Source organism: Marinobacter salinisoli, from assembly GCF_017301335.1.
Classification (GTDB): Bacteria; Pseudomonadota; Gammaproteobacteria; order Pseudomonadales; family Oleiphilaceae; genus Marinobacter; species Marinobacter salinisoli.
The window spans coordinates 1514584-1532694 of the sequence record NZ_CP071247.1 but is presented as its reverse complement, the minus strand read 5'-3'; the positions used below and the strand labels follow the sequence as shown (position 1 = coordinate 1532694).

The 18111-nt window shown below is 57.9% G+C and carries 14 protein-coding genes; 5 read left to right on the top strand and 9 right to left on the bottom strand.

Going from position 1 to position 18111, the window contains the following annotated elements; all coding sequences use genetic code 11:
• Positions 1-26: 26 nt before the first annotated feature.
• The gene (gene ribF, locus LPB19_RS06950; protein ID WP_206645346.1) at positions 27-998 is read right to left on the bottom strand and encodes a bifunctional riboflavin kinase/FAD synthetase; all 972 of its coding nucleotides are present in this window, start codon (positions 996-998) and stop codon (positions 27-29) included.
• 102 nt (positions 999-1100) lie between these two features.
• Positions 1101-2681, bottom strand: coding sequence for a murein biosynthesis integral membrane protein MurJ (murJ, locus tag LPB19_RS06945; RefSeq protein ID WP_206645345.1), 1581 nt, complete (start codon positions 2679-2681; stop codon positions 1101-1103).
• Positions 2682-2951: 270 nt separating this feature from the next.
• On the opposite strand from murJ, the gene rpsT reads away from it, so the two are divergent.
• Entirely contained in the window at positions 2952-3221 is a 270-nt protein-coding gene (rpsT, locus tag LPB19_RS06940; protein ID WP_206645344.1) for a 30S ribosomal protein S20, read from the top strand.
• Positions 3222-3296: 75 nt separating this feature from the next.
• Here rpsT and LPB19_RS06935 read toward each other — a convergent pair whose 3' ends face one another.
• The 5 genes from LPB19_RS06935 to rplU form a co-directional block, all read right to left on the bottom strand.
• On the bottom strand, positions 3297-8507 hold the full coding sequence (locus tag LPB19_RS06935) for a hypothetical protein (protein ID WP_206645343.1): 5211 nt from the start codon (positions 8505-8507) through the stop codon (positions 3297-3299).
• 464 nt (positions 8508-8971) lie between these two features.
• Positions 8972-10096 (bottom strand): glutamate 5-kinase, encoded by a 1125-nt coding sequence (gene proB / locus LPB19_RS06930; RefSeq protein WP_206645342.1) that lies wholly within the window; start codon positions 10094-10096, stop codon positions 8972-8974.
• 21 nt (positions 10097-10117) lie between these two features.
• Positions 10118-11320, bottom strand: a complete 1203-nt coding sequence (gene cgtA / locus LPB19_RS06925) for an Obg family GTPase CgtA (RefSeq protein WP_206645341.1) — start codon at positions 11318-11320, stop codon at positions 10118-10120.
• Between the two features lie 142 nt (positions 11321-11462).
• A complete protein-coding gene (rpmA, locus tag LPB19_RS06920) occupies positions 11463-11723 on the bottom strand; it encodes a 50S ribosomal protein L27 (protein WP_206645340.1) in 261 nt (86 codons plus the stop codon).
• Positions 11724-11759: 36 nt separating this feature from the next.
• Positions 11760-12071 (bottom strand): 50S ribosomal protein L21, encoded by a 312-nt coding sequence (gene rplU / locus LPB19_RS06915; protein WP_206645339.1) that lies wholly within the window; start codon positions 12069-12071, stop codon positions 11760-11762.
• Positions 12072-12315: 244 nt separating this feature from the next.
• On the opposite strand from rplU, the gene LPB19_RS06910 reads away from it, so the two are divergent.
• Complete coding sequence (locus LPB19_RS06910) at positions 12316-13284, top strand: polyprenyl synthetase family protein (protein ID WP_206645338.1); 969 nt, start codon at positions 12316-12318, stop codon at positions 13282-13284.
• On the opposite strand, the gene LPB19_RS06905 is transcribed toward LPB19_RS06910, so the two are convergent.
• Positions 13277-14263 carry a glutathione S-transferase family protein gene (locus LPB19_RS06905; protein WP_206645337.1) on the bottom strand — a complete coding sequence of 329 codons (987 nt, stop codon included), beginning with the start codon at positions 14261-14263 and terminating at the stop codon, positions 13277-13279. The genes LPB19_RS06910 and LPB19_RS06905 overlap by 8 nt on opposite strands.
• Positions 14264-14370: 107 nt before the next feature.
• On the opposite strand from LPB19_RS06905, the gene LPB19_RS06900 reads away from it, so the two are divergent.
• Entirely contained in the window at positions 14371-15282 is a 912-nt protein-coding gene (locus LPB19_RS06900; protein ID WP_206645336.1) for a LysR substrate-binding domain-containing protein, read from the top strand.
• A gap of 106 nt (positions 15283-15388) precedes the next feature.
• Positions 15389-16915 (top strand): wax ester/triacylglycerol synthase family O-acyltransferase, encoded by a 1527-nt coding sequence (locus LPB19_RS06895; protein WP_206645335.1) that lies wholly within the window; start codon positions 15389-15391, stop codon positions 16913-16915.
• A gap of 46 nt (positions 16916-16961) precedes the next feature.
• Here the strand turns inward: LPB19_RS06895 and LPB19_RS06890 are convergent, their stop codons facing one another.
• Positions 16962-17642 (bottom strand): DUF2057 family protein, encoded by a 681-nt coding sequence (locus LPB19_RS06890; RefSeq protein WP_206645334.1) that lies wholly within the window; start codon positions 17640-17642, stop codon positions 16962-16964.
• 261 nt (positions 17643-17903) lie between these two features.
• Here LPB19_RS06890 and LPB19_RS06885 point away from each other — a divergent pair, with 261 nt between their 5' ends.
• Complete coding sequence (locus LPB19_RS06885; protein ID WP_206645333.1) at positions 17904-18107, top strand: DUF6316 family protein; 204 nt, start codon at positions 17904-17906, stop codon at positions 18105-18107.
• The last annotated feature ends 4 nt before the right edge of the window (positions 18108-18111 follow it).

Here is an 18111-nt window from a genome sequence, read left to right as displayed (position 1 = left end):
AAAGGTGCCGGCGATGCCGGCGTTATTCAGTTCGCTGTCCGCGCGGCACCGTGTCCGGCAAGCCAGGCCCGGCCAGCTTCAAAATCCCGCGCAATCTGTTGTTTGAGCGCATCCACGGATTCGAAGCGGATTTCTTCGCGCAGCCCGTGCCGGAAAACCACCTCAATCTGGCGACCATAAAGTGTGCCAGTAAAGTCGAACAGGTGCACTTCAAGGGCTGGCTGTTTGCCATCCACCGTGGGGCGCAGGCCAATGTTGGCGACGCCATCGTATACCGAACCGTCGTCCAGTGTCGCGCTCACCACATACACCCCCTGCAGAGGCGCAATGCGCTTCAACCGGATGTTCGCCGTCGGCGCGCCGATTTCACGCCCCAACTGGCGTCCGTAGACCACCTTGCCACGAATCCGGTAAGGGTGCCCAAGCAGCGTTTCCGCTTCTTCCAGACGGTTCACGTTCAGGCACTCGCGAATTCGCGTGCTGCTTACCCGCTCACCCTCAAGGGTCACCGTGCGGGTATTTTCGACAGTAAAGTTCTTGTGCCGGCCGGTCTCCCGCAGCAGCATGAAATCGCCGGTCCGGTCGCAACCAAAACGGAAATCATCCCCCACCACCAGATGGCGAACCGCCAAACCATCGACCAGCACCTCGTCGATAAACGCCTGGCTGGTCAGGCGGCGAAAACGACCATTGAAGTTAAGACACAGTACGTAGTCCACACCGGCATCGGTCAATGCCTCGAACTTCTGGCGGAAAGACATCAGACGGGGAGGTGCCTGGTCGCCCTGGAAAAACTCCCGCGGCTGCGGCTCAAACACCATCACCACAGACGGCAACCCCAGACTGGCCGCCTTATCCTTTACCTGCTGAAGGATCGTCTGGTGACCGATATGAACGCCATCAAAATTGCCAATGGTGGCCACACAGCCACCGGCCAGTGGCGAGTCCGCCTGTCGGGCGAATTGTGTCAGGTTGGCGAGACCTCGGATAAGACGCATGCAATGCAAACCTTCAATTACCAGCTGGCTTGTGGTGTTTTCGCTTCCCTGCCTTCAAGCCCGGTCAACGGGCCCACTGGTGAGAAAACGCGCGATTATACCTTACCCGTGGCGAAATTGTCTTACCCGCACCCCAACCAGGGCAAGGACAAGGAAGTAGGCCCCAACACCGGCCACCACCAGCACCGCCATATCGGCCGCGCGGTCCAAACCGCCGGCATTCAGCCAAACCTCCAGCGGCGCTTTGAGCCAAAGGATCACCGCCGCCAGTACACCATTTGCCAGCAACAACTGGAGGAAGAACTTTGGCCAGCCAGACTGGCTCTGCCAGGCACCTTCCTTGCGCAACCCTCGCCACAACAGGAAACCGTTCAGCCAGGCCGACAAAGAGGTAGCCAGCGCCAATCCGGCGTGTGCCAGCGGGAAAATCAGCATTAAGTTGAGGGCCATATTTGCCACCATGGCGATGATGCCGATCTTGACCGGTGTGCGGGTGTCCTCCCTGGCGAAGAACCCCGGTGCCAGCACCTTGATGAGCATGAAGGCCAGCAGGCCCGCCGAGTACGCCCGGAGACTCTGGGCCGACATCATCACATCCCGGTCAGTCACGGCGCCGTAATGGAACAAGGTGGCAATCAACGGCTCCGCCAACAGAGCCAGGGCCAGCGCGGCAGGCAAACCGATCAACAGAACCGCCCGAACCGCCCAGTCCAGCGTCGCCGCAAACTGGTCCGCAGACGCTGCCGCGTGCTTGCGCGACAAACTCGGCAGAATCACCGTGGCAATGGCGATCCCAAAAACCCCGAGCGGCAACTCCGACAACCGGTCGGAGTAATACAGCCAGGACACACTGCCGGTTTGCAGAAAGGACGCCAGTACGGTATCCAGCATCAGATTGATCTGACTGACAGAAACACCGAACAGCGCCGGTGCCATCAGCTTCAAAATTCGGGAAACCCCCTCATGCCGGTAATCCACCCGAGGACGCGGCAACAGGCCAAGCCGCATCAAAAACGGCAACTGGAAGAATAACTGAAGCGCGCCGGCGATCAGCACTCCCCAGGCCAATGCCAGAACCGGCTCGCCCATTACTGGGGTCAGGAAAATCGCCGCGCCAATCATCGCCAGATTCAGCAGAACCGGAGTAAAAGCCGGTATCGCAAAACGGTCATAGCTATTGAGAATGCCGCCGGCAAAGGCGGTCAGGGAGATAAGCAGTAAATAAGGAAAGGTGATCCGAAGCATGTCACTGGTCAGGGCAAACTTCACATCATCATCAAGAAAGCCCGGCGCAAACACCGCCGTCAGCACGGGCGCCCCCAGCATGGCGACGAGCGTCACCGCCAGCAACACAAGCCCGAGAGAACCCGCGACCGCGTCCACCAGACGCTTTACGTCCGAGATATCCTGCTTTTCCCGATACGACGACAGCACCGGCACAAAGGCCTGGGAAAACGCGCCCTCAGCAAACAGGCGACGGAGAAAGTTCGGAATCTTGAACGCGACGAAAAAGGCATCCGCCCCGGCACCGGCGCCGAAATAGCGGGCGATGACCATGTCCCGAACCAGCCCCAGCACCCGCGACAGCATCGTCATAATGCCTACCACACCGGAGGATTTCAGCAGCCCGGGCGCCTTGGGTGGTTGTTGTTTTTCGGCGGAATTCTCTGATTGCGATGACATGGGTGCGTCGGTCTGGTCCTGACGTTCATAAAAATGGGAAATCCGGGCAGCATTTCGGGAATTACGTGCTTTTGCCCAACCCCCGCCTCGGCGTGCGGCGAGTGTAACACAGGCCTTGCGGGCCGCGGCATGAATTGGGTTTTAGTCTTGACATTTGGGGGGCGCAACGGCATAGTTCCGCGTCATTTATTTCGACGCGCTGTTTTTGTAGCGCGCCCGTGATGTAACGAATCACTCAGCAACGAATTCAGAACTTTTAGGAGTTTTACGGTGGCAAATTCCCCGCAAGCCAAGAAGCGCGCTCGTCAGAACGAGAAAAACCGCAAGCACAACGCAAGCCTGCGTTCCATGGCTCGTACCTACGTGAAGAAAGTACAGGCGACTATCGAAGCCGGTAACTACGAAGAAGCGCAGGCCGCTTTCCAGAAGGCCCAGCCTATCCTGGATAGCATGGTCAACAAGGGCATCTTCGCCAAGAACAAGGTTGCTCGCAGCAAGAGCCGCCTGAGCGCCAAGATCAAGGCTCTGAAGAGCGCGTAAGCGAGCTTTCCTTCAGAACTGAAAAAACCGGCCGAATGGCCGGTTTTTTTATTATCGCAATAAAACCCAATACCACTAGGGTGATTCGAAGCCGCCCCGCTTGGGCCCCTGATCTCCTACCACCTCAATATCAATCTGGAAATCAATCTTACACGAGCCTGTATTCACAATATCCTCCGCATCGCTGCCGACCAGAGTCTGTCGACCAGAGGAATTAGCCAGATCGGAATAGTCATAACGCTTTCTCAGTCTCTGGTAAAAATTGCTGGCCACGAGTGTCGGCGGAATGAAACGCGGAGGCAGGCCACAGTCTTGCGACACGTTGTCGTTATCGAGTTCAATGAAGACCCCCTCCACGGAGAACGAGTCACCCGGGGACATGGTGAAAACCCGTGAGCGCTTGTCAAACCGCAACCATGCATTGTCGAAACCGTTAGAGCGCTTGTAATAGCAGGCCCGCGGCTCCAGAGAGAACCAGAAGGGAACATCCGTCCTCCCCCCATAGTCATTACCAACATAGGTTGTCGGCGTCAGGAACCAGGCTCCATCAAGAGGATCGTCATCGATGATGTCGAGATACTCTGCATCCAATGCGTCTGAGAGCAGAACCCGCTCACCGGTTTGTGGATCAGTCAGCACTACCCACCACATGACCTCACCGTCGAAGTTATCGTCATTATTGGTCCCATCCGAGCAGGAGCCGTTGTGCAGAATGTCACGCATGACCACCTGAAAAGCGACGTCAGGAATCAGCGGATCAGTGCCTACCAGAACCTCTGCGCCGTCCTTACGACCATCACCATCGGTATCTGCATTGGTCGGATCCGTCTGAGCAGCAATCTCATCACCATCGTGCAGGCCATCCAGATCGGTATCTTCGAAAATGGGCGACGTGAAAACCGTGGTTGCCATAGTTTCTCCGGGCAAGCTAAGCCTCGACCCCGTAATCAACTCCACTTGATCGGACAAATCATCATTGTCCGTATCTGACTTTGTGGGGTCCGTACCATAGCCACCGGTATTGGCCGATATGATGTTCATATTCGGATACAGCGCTGCAATACTGAGGTACTTGGACAGATCAGCAACTTCGTCGTAATCACTGATGGTGTCACCATCGGTGTCTACGCTACGCGGATTGGTGCGGAGATCACGCTCGACGAAATCCGGCAAGCCGTCGAAATCAGTATCTGGCAACGACTTGCTGGAGGTAACTTGGAACCCGGCCCCACCGTTTACCGAAACCAGCCAGCCTAAATCCTCCTCGCCATCCGTCAAACCATCCTGATCCGCGTCAAAGAAATCCGCCCTATCGTCCACAGTCGGATCAGAACCGCGAACAACTTCACTGCCATCTGCCACCGAGTCATCATCGCTATCCCGGCGAAGCGGATCGGTCAGAACTGTCTGGGCTTCGCGCAAGATATCATCCCCTGCAGGGGTGCTATCGATAAAGGAGTTGGCTCCCGGCAGGATAATGACGTTGCCGGAAGGCACCGGATTGTTGATGAAAGCGCGCTGGATATCGTCGCCGGTGGCGAGGGACTCCGCTGCACCGTTGCCACCGTCGACGATGGCCAGCAAGGCATCGAAACCATCAAGCTCCGTGAAATCCGAAACGCCATCCCGGTCGGTATCCGGCTCAGCCGGGTCGGTCGCGGGCGGAATACTGGATACGGCCTCGTAGACATCGTCGCCAGCAAGCGCCGTATCCAACAATCCATTAGGGCCAGGCCCGACAACCGGCGTACCATAGGCCAGGCCAGCCGCTTGCGGTGGTGTCAATTGCTCATCATCACCCACGGCCGTGGTGTCCGCAGTCTTGTTTGCGCCCGCAATAATACCAATGGCGTCCGCCTGAATGACCGGATCGTCGCCCTGGAAGGCACAAAGTGCTTGCTTACGGCTGTCATCAGGCTCGCAAAAGCCCCGCAGATCCTGTTCTTCAATATCCCAAAGACCATCGCCATCGGTATCGCCGAATCGGGGCGAAGAAAAGGTCTGGCGCAAGGCGCCGCCGTCTACGGCAACCTTCCAGCCAACAAAGACTTCCGCGAAATCGCTCAAACCGTCCTGGTCGCTGTCCACGGAATCCGGCACAACATCAGTACCCGCCGGCTCTCCCGCGAAATCCGGGCCAAAAAGCCTGTTGTCAAAACGGTTACGGTCGCTGTCGGTCGACCCAAACAGGAACTCGTTGCGGGCAAACAGGCCGTCGCGATCCAGATCCTGCAAAAAGGCCAGACTGAGGTTGTCGCCCGGTTCAACGGTAATCTGATCAAAATCGGCGGCATCCGGCAGCTGGCCGGAGGTAAGAATCACCCAGCCCCGGTTAAAATCGCCATTGCGTAGGGATTTGATCCGCGCCAGCTTCTGGGGGCCGCTGCACGAGCCGCTCAGGCATTCACCGTCGACCCGGCAAATTGCCCCCGCGTTGTCTGAAAATGCCGAGCACGTGCGACTGGTTTCAAAACCACCTATAAAATCAACAATATCGTCCTCTTTGGCAGGCGTATCCAGCACACCGTTCTCTCCGGGACCAATAACAACCGTACCGAGACCGACACCACTCGTACCCACAGGAACCAGCTGGATATCATCCCCTTGGGCAATACTGTCGGCGGTCTTATTCAGGCCCGCAATAATGCCGCTGACACCGGTCGGATTAGCGATGTAGTCGTCGCCGGCTGGTGGCGTTTCGAGCCAACCGTTGGCGCCTGCCCGAATCACCTGAGCACCCGCATCCAAAACGTCATCACCCTGGGCAGTCGTATTCAGAACGCCGTCAAAGCCGGCGGAAATGTAGTCCTGAGTGCTCTGGTGGCGGGGCAAGCCAATCGTCGATTCCAGCAGGTAACTCAGAGGCAGCCCCAGCGCCCGCCCAGATGGGCTGAATCCGCCGAGGTACTGATCGTCCTGCAAGACGCCCGCCGTGGCCAGCAGGTAATTTTCAGCGGCGCCGGCGTCACCATAATCCAGTACGATACTGCCGGTGCGGTCCCGGGCAACCTGACTGATAAACGTATAGTTGCGCCCCAGCTCATCCTCGACATCGTAGTTGGCGACGCGAAACACCAGCGAAGCCGGGTTGCGCATCAGACTCTCGACCAGATTCGGGAACACTTCGCGACTGGTGAACAGGAAGGGCCCACGCTCGTTTGTGCCACCGCCCAGATTAATGGTCAGCGGAGACCCGGTGGCGAGTTCGGAACTCGATACCAGCGTGGCCACCGGTAAAAACCTGTCGCGACCACCAATTTGCTGCAACACGGTCACTTCCAGATTGCGAAGGGTAAACGGAACATTTCCCTCGTTGGTGATACTCAGAGGGACATCAATACTGGCCCCGATCACTTCGCGCGACACGGTTTGAGTACTGCTCAACTCCTGGCCCTTCGTCTGTGATCGTTCATAGGCCTCTTGCGATTCCTTTGCCGATGCTTTGTCTGTCTGCCAGTTGGTGTTATTGGTATCAAACACATAGCCAGTGACCTCGATCCCACCGGAAACGCCTTTGTCCCCGCCAAAAAAACTGCCATTACCAAAGCCTGTTCTAAAGCCACCGCCACCTCCCCATTCATCTGTGCCGCCATCGGTTCTCGTGAAGGAAGTATTTTCACTCTGGGTCAACGTTGTGCTGGTGTTGGACTCTTCCGTAATCACCTCACCGGTTTCATCCGTGTAACTGAACCGCTCGTCAAGCTGAAGCCGAACGTCACCCACGCTGATGGCTAGCCTGGGCACGTCGGCAATCCGCGGATCACGATTCAGTTCGAACAACTCCCGATAATCATCCAGCTGATCGCCATCGGTATCTGCCAGTACCGGCGATGTTTTGAGATCAAAATGCTCGAAACCATCCTGCAAACCGTCCAGATCACTGTCCTGGGCAAATGGGTTGCTGTAGACCTTGTTCAGCTCGAGATTATCGTGAATGCCGTCCCCATCGGTGTCGGTAGCCCGGGGGTTCATGCCGAACTGCAGTTCCAGGAAGTCGTCGAGGCCATCGCCATCAGTGTCGGCGAGGCTGGGGTCGCTGGTTACCTGCCGGGTAATGATTTCACCGTTCGCCATCTCCACCACGACAATGGTGCCGGCCTGCTCCTCACTGTCGTACAGGCCATCGCCATCGGAATCCACAAGCTCAGCCGCACCAGCAGGCGTTCCGGCAAAGATGGCCGTATTGGCGGTCCCGAATGAGACCACGCCATCGTTAACCTTCAACTGCTGGCCATACATGTCGGTGGCGTTGGTCACGGCAACCTGGTAGGTCAGCTCACTCTGGGATCGAGTGGTAAGCTCAATAACTCGCTGATCCGCGCTGGCAAAGCGAGCTTCCAGCACCTCAAGAACGCCAGATTCCGGGTTCACATTGGCCTGAGTAATAGAGAAGGTTGCAGAGCCTGGCGTCTGCTCGCTCATCGGCTTGCTGAAGGTGACCCGCACATGGGTGTTATCCAACGATGCCGCGCTGACCACGGACGGAGGTTCCGCGATTGCGGTTTCAAGGGACATGCCAAGGAAAGTCTTGTCGGAAGGCAGCATATACAGCGGCAAGCTGCTAACGAGTCCTGTCACTTTGCTCAGTTCCAGATTGTAGTAGGCATCATCCTGCGACTCCGTGGTCAAGACAACGGTATCGGCCTCAGCGCCCAAGACAACCTGGGTAATTTTGAGACCGTTGCCGGCATTGGATGTCAGGCGATAGTTCTTGATGTCACCGGCCGCATCCGAAACCGGCTCACTGAAGCGCAAAATCACAACGGTGTCACTGAGGGACGTGAGCGCCAGCAGCCGCGGCTCCTCGCTGCCATCACCGATGAACAGAACGGGCTCATCGTTAACATTTGCGAGATCCAGCTGAAGAGTTCCGTTCGGAATCAACTGGATATCTTCTTCCTCCGGAGCAAGCTGAAGCAGAACGGTTTTACCTTCCGCTCCCGGGTAGGCAGCGACCACCAACACCCGGTTACCGTTCGATAACGTGACGTTGTAGTGCAGAGGATTACTGGAGACTTCGGTGTCCGCTGAGTGAGCGAACTCAACCTCAACGTAGTTGCGACTCAGGGAGGCAACTTTGGAAATCGCTGGCAATTCCCCGGCAGTCACCTCAACCGAGCCAGAATCAGCTCCGTCGGCGGATTCGCCGGAATCCCCACCGCAAGCAGACAGCGCAAGAGCCAGTAACAGCACGAATACAACACTGATTCCCTGCGCCACCTGGCAACTGGAATTTACAAACCGGCACTCTTCAGCACCCGACAGGCCTTCCGTTAGAGTCGACATATTCCCTCACGTCATCTTACCGCCTGCCAGCAACCGCCCCTTATAGCCTCAAATTCGAGGACATCTACCGGTTAGGCCGCACGCAGTCCATTGTTAAATTTTTGTTACAATTGAAAGGTATAGTGTAAAGAACGTGCAGGGTCAGCAGGCAAAGGCAATAAATCGAAGCAACGCCTATAAAATGAGACGCAGTTCATACTATTGCTCAATGCTGTTGATCAGACGCTACTTAACGACGGCGCCAGGCATGCTCTGCGGCAAGTGGATAAAAAATTGTGCTTGCAGGGCCAATGATGGAGAAAGCTCAATACGCTTCTTTGGGGGGATCAGGAAAACCTAAGACCTGAGGCTTGACCGGGAGGTGACGTGAAGGGCTTGAGAATATGAGCTGACTGCGAACTAGGCTAACAGGATGCTTAAATAAGAGCCGCTGGAACCGTCAGGTGGACGACTCCAAAGACCTATCAGACAACCACCAGATTATCGCGATGAATCATCTCCTCACCCGACGCATAGCCCAGAACCTCAACAATGCGGTCACTGGATTGGCCCGCAATAGACCGGGCTTCAGCCGCGTCATAATTGACCAGCCCCCGGGCCACCTCCTTGCCCGAGGAGTTCACACACGACACCATTTCACCCCGGCGAAATGCGCCCGACACCTCTTTCACACCCACCGGTAACAGACTGCGCCCGTTGAGGCAGACCATCCGTACCGCGCCGTCATCCAGAATCAGCCGGCCACGGGTTTGCAGATGACTCGCCAGCCACTGCTTGCGAGCGGCAGTGCGCCCCTGCTCTGGCAACAGCAAAGTGCCCAGCACCTCGCCGTCTCGCAACCGGGTGATCACATGCTCAATGCGCCCGCCAGCAATCACCGTAAAGGCACCCGAGCGCGCGGCCAGCCGAGCCGCCCGCAGCTTGGTCAGCATCCCGCCCCTACCCAGGGCACCAGCGCCGCCCCCTGCCATGGCATCGAGCGATGCATCGCTGGCCTTGCACTCGGTGACCAGCGAAGCATCGGCGTGCTTTCGGGGATCCTTATCGAAGAGCCCAAGCTGGTCGGTCAGAATGACCAGCCCGTCAGCCTCAATCAGGTTGGCCACCAAGGCTCCTAGAGTATCGTTGTCGCCAAAGCGGATTTCATCGGTGACCACGGTATCGTTTTCGTTCACGATGGGAACGACCCCCACGTCGAGCAGCGCACGGAGTGTGCTACGACCGTTGAGGTAGCGCTTGCGATCGGACAGATCATCGTGAGTCAGCAGTATCTGCGCACTGTGCAAGCCGTGACGCTTGAACTGCGCTTCCCAGGTCTGCACCAGCCCCATCTGACCGGTCGCTGCGGCAGCCTGCAAAAGATGCAGCTGCTTTGGCCGCTCAGACCAGCCCAGCCGGCTCATACCCTCCGCTACGGAACCGGAGGAAACGATCACCACCTCAACGCCGCCGCTGATCAGCTCGGCAATCTGATCCACCCACAAGCCCAGCGATGCCACGTCAAGACCCTTACCATCGTTGGTCAGCAAGGCGCTTCCGATCTTGATCACCAGACGACGGGCCTGGCGCAGCTGGGTACGTTCACTCATGATGCGTGCGTGTCTCTCAGATCATTCTGGGGCGTAAACCACTTCAACGTCGTAATCATCGTCATCGAAGTCGTCGTCATCATCGTCATTGCCATCTTCGCGAGCTGCCCGGCGAGCCTCGCGCTCGGCCTGAATACGGGCTCGCGACTCTTCATCCATCTGACGGCGTCGCGCCGCTTCGCGCTCGGCAATCTCCGGATTCTGGGCCTCTTCCTCGGCCTGCTCTTCAATCCAGCGCATCACCGCCTGAACCAGAGGCTTGGTGCCTTCGCCGCTAAGCGCGGAAATACGGAACACTGGTCCCTGCCAGTCAAGCTCGTCAACAATGGCCTGGCACTGGGCGTCGCGATCTTCCTCCGCCACCATATCGACCTTGTTGAGCACCAGCCAGCGATCACGGTTTGCCAGGGTTTCGCTGAACTTTTCCAGCTCATGCTCAATGGCCCTGACCGACTCCACCGGGGACGAGCCGTCATAAGGCGCCACATCCACCAGATGCAGCAGCAGCCGGGTTCTCACCAGATGCTTCAGGAACCGGATACCGAGTCCAGCGCCCTCGGCTGCCCCTTCGATCAGACCGGGAATGTCGGCAATGACGAAGCTCTGATGAGCCTGCACACTGACCACACCCAGATTGGGAACCAGCGTGGTAAACGGATAATCCGCCACTTTGGGACGAGCCGCCGATACGGACCGGATAAAAGTGGATTTGCCCGCGTTGGGCATCCCCAGCAAACCAACATCCGCCAGCACCTTCAGCTCCAGCCGAAGGTTACGCAGCTCGCCTTCCGACCCCTTGGTGGTCTGACGCGGCGCCCGGTTCACCGAGGACTTGAAACGGGTATTGCCCAAACCATGAAAACCACCCTGAGCGACCTTCAGGCGCTGACCAATCTTGGTCAGATCACCGAGTACCTCGTGGGTATCCATATCGACCACCGTGGTACCGACCGGCACCGGCAAAACCAAATCTTCGCCTTTTGTCCCCGTGCAATTGCGCCCGGAGCCCGGCTCACCATTCTGAGCCTTGTGCTTACGCTGGAAGCGGTAATCGATCAGCGTATTGAGCGCCTCATCCGCCTCCAGATATACGGAGCCGCCATCCCCACCGTCGCCGCCGTCGGGGCCACCCTTGGGGACATATTTTTCACGCCGGAAGCTGAGGCAGCCGTGCCCGCCTTTTCCGGCCTCAACGATGATGGTGGCTTCGTCTACGAATTTCATGGATAAACCCTTTGCGCTACGCGCATAAACTAAAAAGCCCCGCAGCCTCAGTGAAGCTTTGCGGGGCTCCGGGCATCATTGATACTGACTATATCAGCATATCAACGCTACCCAAGGTTCGACAGAACCGGATCGCCGCTGCTTACGCAGCCGGAACGATGCTCACGAACTTGCGGCTCTGCGGGCCTTTGACTTCGAACTTCACCTGGCCGTCTGCTTTCGCAAACAGGGTGTGGTCCTTGCCAATGCCTACGTTGCTACCAGCGTGGAAACGTGTGCCGCGCTGACGAACGATGATGCTGCCTGCAGATACAGCTTCACCGCCGAAGCGCTTGACACCAAGTCGTTTCGACTCGGAATCGCGACCGTTACGGGTACTACCTGCTGCCTTCTTATGAGCCATTACCAGCCTCCTTATTTAAGGGGTAATTCGAGAGCCTTAGCCCTTGATACCCGTGATCTTGACTTCAGTGAACCACTGACGGTGGCCCTGACGCTTCATGTGATGCTTACGACGACGGAACTTGATGATGTTCACTTTGTCGTGACGACCGTGGCTAACCACTTCAGCGGTAACCTTGGCACCGTCAACCACCGGAGCACCAACCTTAACGTTGTCACCGTCGGCGACCAGCAGAACGCGATCGAAATCAACGCTGGCACCGGTTTCAACTTCCAGCTTTTCCAGCTTCAGAGTTTCGCCTTCTTTCACACGGTGCTGCTTACCACCGCTAACAATAACTGCGTACATTTACCTTCTCCGCGATTGACCCATCCCTGCTCTTATCCACCTGGTTCTAAGGGAAGCACTTCGGCAACCCTATAGCAGGGAGCGCAGGTTGGGATGAGTTGGGCGCGTGATTGTACGAAAAGCCGCCGGCCAATACAAGCCAAGTTGACACTAAAGCCGGTAATACCTAGCATTGCCGCGACCTGCCCTGTTTTTTGCTTACTACCAGTACCACCTAACGCAGCATCAAGGATTCACAAGCCGCATGACAGCCCAGCGTATATACGACACCGTGGCCGAGGACTTCAGCCGGGTAAACGACCTGATTCTCGAGCGGCTTGGCTCCAACGTCCCCCTGGTGGAAAAGATCGCCCAGTACCTGATCGAAAGTGGCGGGAAACGACTCAGACCCCTTCTGGTACTGCTTTCCAGCCAGGCAGCCGGCTATGACAAGGACGATCACCTGAAGCTGGCGGCGGTGATTGAATTCCTGCACACCGCGACGCTGCTGCACGATGACGTCGTGGACACCTCGGACATGCGCCGGGGCCGCAGCACGGCCAACGCCCGCTGGGGCAACGCGCCCAGCGTTCTGGTCGGCGATTTCCTGTACGCACGGGCGTTCGAGATGATGGTGGAACTCAAGAGCCTGGCCATCATGGACGTGCTCTCCCACGCCACCGCGGTCATCGCCGAGGGCGAGGTGATGCAGCTGATGAACGTCAAGAACCCCAACCTGACGGAAGACCAGTACCTGAAGGTCATCCACGACAAAACCGCCAAGCTGTTCGAGGCTGCCTCCCATTCCGGCGCCCTCCTGGCCGGCGCCAGCGATACACAGGTTCAGGCACTGAGAGATTATGGCCGGCACCTCGGCCTGGCCTTTCAACTGGTCGATGACGTTCTGGATTACCGTGGTGATGCGCAAACCATGGGTAAAAATGTCGGCGACGACCTGGCCGAAGGCAAAGTAACCCTGCCCCTGATCTACGCCATGACGAATGGCAGCGACAGCGATGCGAACCTCATCCGCCAGGCGATTCGCAAGGGTGGCCTGGAGGACCTGTCACGCATCGGCGAGATTGTCGAAACCTCCGGCGCCCTTGAGTACACCATGCAGAAAGCCCGGGATGAAGCCGCGAAGGCAAATGAGTGCCTGAACACCCTTTCGGCCTCACCCCACAAAACCGCGATGGAGTTACTCAGCGAACTCGCGGTCGCGCGCGTTAACTGAGTCGATCCCGACCGTGCGGGGCCTCCAGGTCCAACGCGGGCCCTTTGGGCACCACCTGAGTGGGGTTGATCATGGTGTGACTGAAGTAATAGTGACGCTTGATCTGCCCCATATCGACCGTATCCGCCACGCCGGGCACCTGATAAAGGTCCCGCAAATAAGCCGAGAGCACCGGAAAGTCCGCGATTCTGTTGCGATTACACTTGAAATGCCCGAAATACACGGCATCGAACCGAATCAACGTGGTAAATAGCCGCCAATCGGCTTCCGTCAACTGATCTCCGACCAGATAGCGCTGGTCACTCAGCCGCTGCTCAAGCCAATCCAGGGTTTCAAACAGCTCATCATAGGCTTGCTCGTATTTATCCTGGGCAGTAGCAAAGCCCGCTTTGTACACACCATTGTTGACGGTGTGGTAAATGCGCTCGTTGACCAGGTCGATGTCTTCGCGCAGTGACTGCGGCGAAAAATCCAGGTCAGCCCTCACCCCTTCAAGATCGTTGAATGCCGAATTGAACATACGGATGATCTCGGCAGACTCATTGCTGACAATGGTTTCCTGGTGCTTATCCCAGAGCACCGGCACTGTCACGCGCCCGGTGTAGTCGGCAGCGGCCTTGGTGTAGATCTGATGCAGGAAGCGACTGTCGTACAGGTGATCACGGTGCGCCTCATGGTCCGACAGGAATTCCCAGCCGTTTTTGAGCATATCAGGGCTTACAACCGATACCGATATGTGACGTTCAAGAGCCTTCAGCTTTCGGAACACCAGAGCACGGTGCGCCCAGGGGCACGCCATGGACACGTACAAGTGGTAGCGGCCGCTTTCGGCCGCAAATCCACCGTCACCGTCCGGGCCCGGGCGGCCGTCGTCGGTCACCCAGTTGCGAAACCGTGCCGACTCGCGCTCAAATTTTCCGCCGGTTTTATCCGTGTCGTACCACTTGTCCTGCCATTTCCCATCGACGAGCAGGCCCATCAGCCACCTCCATACTGTTCATATCAGGAATTTAGCAGCAGAATACCGGCGACCCTGCTAACCTCTCAAACAAGCATTTCTGGCCAACTTCCTCAGATAATTCGAACATGCATACAGCCATCACCATCGACGCGCTGAAGGTGCTCGACGCTATTGACCGCAAGGGCAGTTTCGCAGGGGCCGCCGGCGAACTGTTCAGGGTACCTTCAGCCATCAGTTACACCGTCCAGAAACTGGAGGAGGATCTGGACGTTGCGATCTTCGATCGAAGCGGCCATCGGGCCGCACTCACCCCCGCTGGCCGCTACCTCCTCGAGGAAGGGCGGGGCCTGCTTGAGGCCGCCGAAAACCTGGCCCATGCCACCCGGCAGGTGGCCCAGGGCTGGGAAACCCGTCTGCGCATCGGCATCAACTCGCTGCTGCCCGCGCAGAGCCTTTTTCCCGCTTTGAAGGCGTTCTGCGAGCTTGGCGTACCGGTTGATGTGCAGGTTGTCGAAGAAGTCTTTGCCGGTGCCTGGGATGCGCTGAAGGACCATCGCGTCGACCTGGTTGTGGGCGCCGATCATCTGAGCAAGCCGGCGGGCCATTACACCACCCACATACTGGGCGAGATGCCGTTTGAGTTCGCCGTAGCCGCCAGCCATCCCCTGGCCGGCCTCAGTGAGCCGCTGACCGAGGAAAACATCGCCCGATACCCGGCCGCGGTGGCGGCAGACACCTCCCGCTCGCTGCCCCACGGGCACGCAGGCATCTTCAGCCGGCAACGGACCCTGACGGTTGCCAACGTCGAGCAAAAGATCGCCCTGCAGGAGGCCGGACTGGCTGTGGGCTGGCTGCCCCGAGGCCGCATACAGGAGCAGCTGGAGAGCGGCACCCTGGTGAGCAAAGCCGTGGCCGAACCACGCCCCCCGGTTGTGCTGCACCTCGCCCGACACAGCGAGGCCAAAGGCAAGGCTCTGATGTGGTTCTGGGACCGATTGAGCACCGATCCGGCCATCACCACCTGGCTGGCGAGTTAAAACTTCGCATCACTGCACAAACAAGGACAATCAGACGCCCAAGCCAACCGAAAAATCACATGACTCGTTTATACTGCGCGAACGCAAATCGTAAGGGAGTTCATTGATGCGTCAGCTGTCGGAACTGGATGCCTCGTTTCTGTATCTGGAATCAGAAACCACCCCGATGCATATCGGCGGAATTTACCTGTTTGATGCCAGCGAGCAGACAACCCCGCTGACCTACAGCACGTTCGTGGCCTACCTTCGCAGCCGGCTGCATGTCGTCCCGGTGTTCCGCCAGCGGATGAAGGAAATCCCCATGCGCCTTGGCCGTCCCTACTGGATTGATGATGCCGATTTCAGTATCGAGCGCCATCTGGCCTACGTAAATCTGGGCGGCAACAGCAGCCGCGCCAACCTGACCAGCCTGGCGTCGAAAATCATGGAAGAACCGCTGAAGCGGGATCGCCCCCTTTGGCACATCACCTTTGTGGATGGCTTCCATCTGGACGAAGCATCCGAAGGCCAGGGCTTCGCCCTGATCGTCAAACTGCACCACGCCGCTATCGACGCCTTCAGCGGCGAAGACATCATCAGCAAATTGCTCGAGTACACCCCGGAGCCCCGCCCTATCCATCCACCACGGCCCTGGCACCCACGCCCGGCACCGTCAGAGGAGCGGGTAATGATACAGGCCGGCGCCAACCTGCTGAAAACACCGTTCCAGCTCACATCACTGGCGTTCAATGCCATGGAGGCCACGACACGGGGCGTAATCCAGAAACAGTTGCGCAAACTGCCCATGCCGTTTCCGCTGTTTTCGGCGCCCCACAGCCCGTTTAACCGCCAGGTGACCGCCAATCGTCAGATCATCTCGGTCAGCGTGGCGCTGTCGCGACTCAAAGCCATCAAGGCGAACCTCGGCAGTGTGACTCTCAATGACGTCGTATTGGGTCTGTGCGCTGAATCCTTGCGGCGCTACATGAACGCTCAGGGCGCGGATGGCAGCAAGTCTCTGGTGGCGATGACCCCGATTTCCGTGCGCTCCAGCAGCCTGCGCAGGGCGACCGGCAACCAGATGTCGGCCATGCTGCTCGACCTATCCACCACCGAGCACAATCCGGCAATCCGGATTCGCAATATCCATCGCAATGCGGTGGTTTCCGAGCCCTACCGTGAGGCTATTGCGGCAGACCGGCTGACAGAGTTACTGCCCTCTACCCTGCTGGCGTTATCGGCTCGACTCTACTCAGAACTGCAGGTGGCGCAGCGCTATCAGCCAGCCTTCAACCTGCCGATCACGAATGTGCCCGGGCCTCAGGTTCCCCTGTACCTGCAGGGCGCCCGCCTGATCCAGCAGTACAACACAGCCCCCCTGTTCGACGGGCTGGGACTGGTAATCGTCGCGGTCAGCTACCAGGGTCAGCTGACGGTCAACTTCACGCTGTGCCCGGACGTGGTACCGGAAGGGGAATCGCTGGCGTCGTATGTGGAGCAAAGCCTGTCGGCAATCGAGGCGGCCGCTGCCGATCTCGGCAACGAAGACAGTCAGGAAACAGCGGCGGATCACGCTCAGTCGACGCTCACCGATGACGTGCTGAACGCACTGGAAGGGGCGCTAAAAAAGGCCATTCACCGGATCAGGCCTTAACGGTGCCTGCCCGTGAAAGGGCAGGCAAAAGGTTTTTTCTCGAAGCTTATTCGAAAGCCCAGCGCAGGAAGGCCTTCTTCTCTTCTTCTGAGGCGGTCTCCCACACGGCCTTCAGCGTGTCGAGGGCGCTGGCATCACCCGCACTGATCTGGGCAGCCGTGGCAGCGGGAATCGGCGTACGCCCGGCAACCTGAGCCGGATCCCACTCAGAGGACTTGGCAACAGGCGCACCCTCGCCCCCTACAACCGTTGCGGAGAAAGCCGCCGCCATCTGCTCGGCTTCAACCTTGGTGCCCGGCTTATCGAACAGGAACGTATACACCTCGTTGGGCTGGGCATCAAAACGAACCACTTGAGGCTCACTTTCGACCACGTGCACTTTGGACTCACCGTTATCGACCACTTCCGTCTTCGCCCAGATGGTTTTGTACGTAAAGACAACCTCGTTCTGGCCGGGCAACAGCGCGTAATCCAGTGCCAGGTCATCCATCAGGAAATTGCCAACGGTGCGGCCGTTCACCTCTGACACCTGAATTTCCCCTGGCGCCTTGAGCGTTGCGGCATCCGCCGCGCCAGCCGGGCTCCCTTCCCAGGTCTCGACACGGGACATGCTCGACGCGCAACCGGTGATAGCCAGCGCCAGCAATGCAACGACAAGCCCCCGGGCACCCTGAATCGGGGCCCGCAGGCACCGCCACAACTCTGCCGAAATATGAAAGGTACGCATTCATTCTCCTTGAAAGAGGCAAAACATGGGATTGAAGAAAAATCGAAGAAACATTCTGACGAGTGAACCTGACGAGGGCAAGCGAGCGTATGTTTAAGTGAGTGCATCGAACCTGAGCCGGCACGTCCGAGAACGGGCGCATCCAAAAAACGGACGAAAAAAGTTGAAGACCGGTTTTTTTGGATTAGATTTTAAGAAAGAGCCTGAAAAACGGCAGAAACGCTCGGCTCCTTAGTTGTAACAACACAAACTGGAGGAGTTATGGAATCCCATCGCAGAACCGGCGAAGCCGGCCCGGCACCATTCAGAAGCAGTCGTTTTTTCAATGTTGGCAGCCAGTGGTATTTCGCCACCCGAGAAGGGTTCGAGAGTGGCCCCTTCGCCAGTCGTGAACGGGCCGAGACAGGCCTTCGCCGCTTTCTTCACGTTGTTAATCTGCTGCCCGAAGACGCGGTTACCCACTGAGGGT

Coding starts and splice junctions, on each gene's coding strand:
- ribF (WP_206645346.1), bottom strand. CDS start 998: ATGCGTCTTATCCGAGGTCTCGCCAACCTGACACAATTCGCCCGACAG.
- murJ (WP_206645345.1), bottom strand. CDS start 2,681: ATGTCATCGCAATCAGAGAATTCCGCCGAAAAACAACAACCACCCAAG.
- LPB19_RS06935 (WP_206645343.1), bottom strand. CDS start 8,507: ATGTCGACTCTAACGGAAGGCCTGTCGGGTGCTGAAGAGTGCCGGTTT.
- proB (WP_206645342.1), bottom strand. CDS start 10,096: ATGAGTGAACGTACCCAGCTGCGCCAGGCCCGTCGTCTGGTGATCAAG.
- cgtA (WP_206645341.1), bottom strand. CDS start 11,320: ATGAAATTCGTAGACGAAGCCACCATCATCGTTGAGGCCGGAAAAGGC.
- rpmA (WP_206645340.1), bottom strand. CDS start 11,723: ATGGCTCATAAGAAGGCAGCAGGTAGTACCCGTAACGGTCGCGATTCC.
- rplU (WP_206645339.1), bottom strand. CDS start 12,071: ATGTACGCAGTTATTGTTAGCGGTGGTAAGCAGCACCGTGTGAAAGAA.
- LPB19_RS06910 (WP_206645338.1), top strand. CDS start 12,316: ATGACAGCCCAGCGTATATACGACACCGTGGCCGAGGACTTCAGCCGG.
- LPB19_RS06905 (WP_206645337.1), bottom strand. CDS start 14,263: ATGGGCCTGCTCGTCGATGGGAAATGGCAGGACAAGTGGTACGACACG.
- LPB19_RS06900 (WP_206645336.1), top strand. CDS start 14,371: ATGCATACAGCCATCACCATCGACGCGCTGAAGGTGCTCGACGCTATT.
- LPB19_RS06895 (WP_206645335.1), top strand. CDS start 15,389: ATGCGTCAGCTGTCGGAACTGGATGCCTCGTTTCTGTATCTGGAATCA.
- LPB19_RS06890 (WP_206645334.1), bottom strand. CDS start 17,642: ATGCGTACCTTTCATATTTCGGCAGAGTTGTGGCGGTGCCTGCGGGCC.
- LPB19_RS06885 (WP_206645333.1), top strand. CDS start 17,904: ATGGAATCCCATCGCAGAACCGGCGAAGCCGGCCCGGCACCATTCAGA.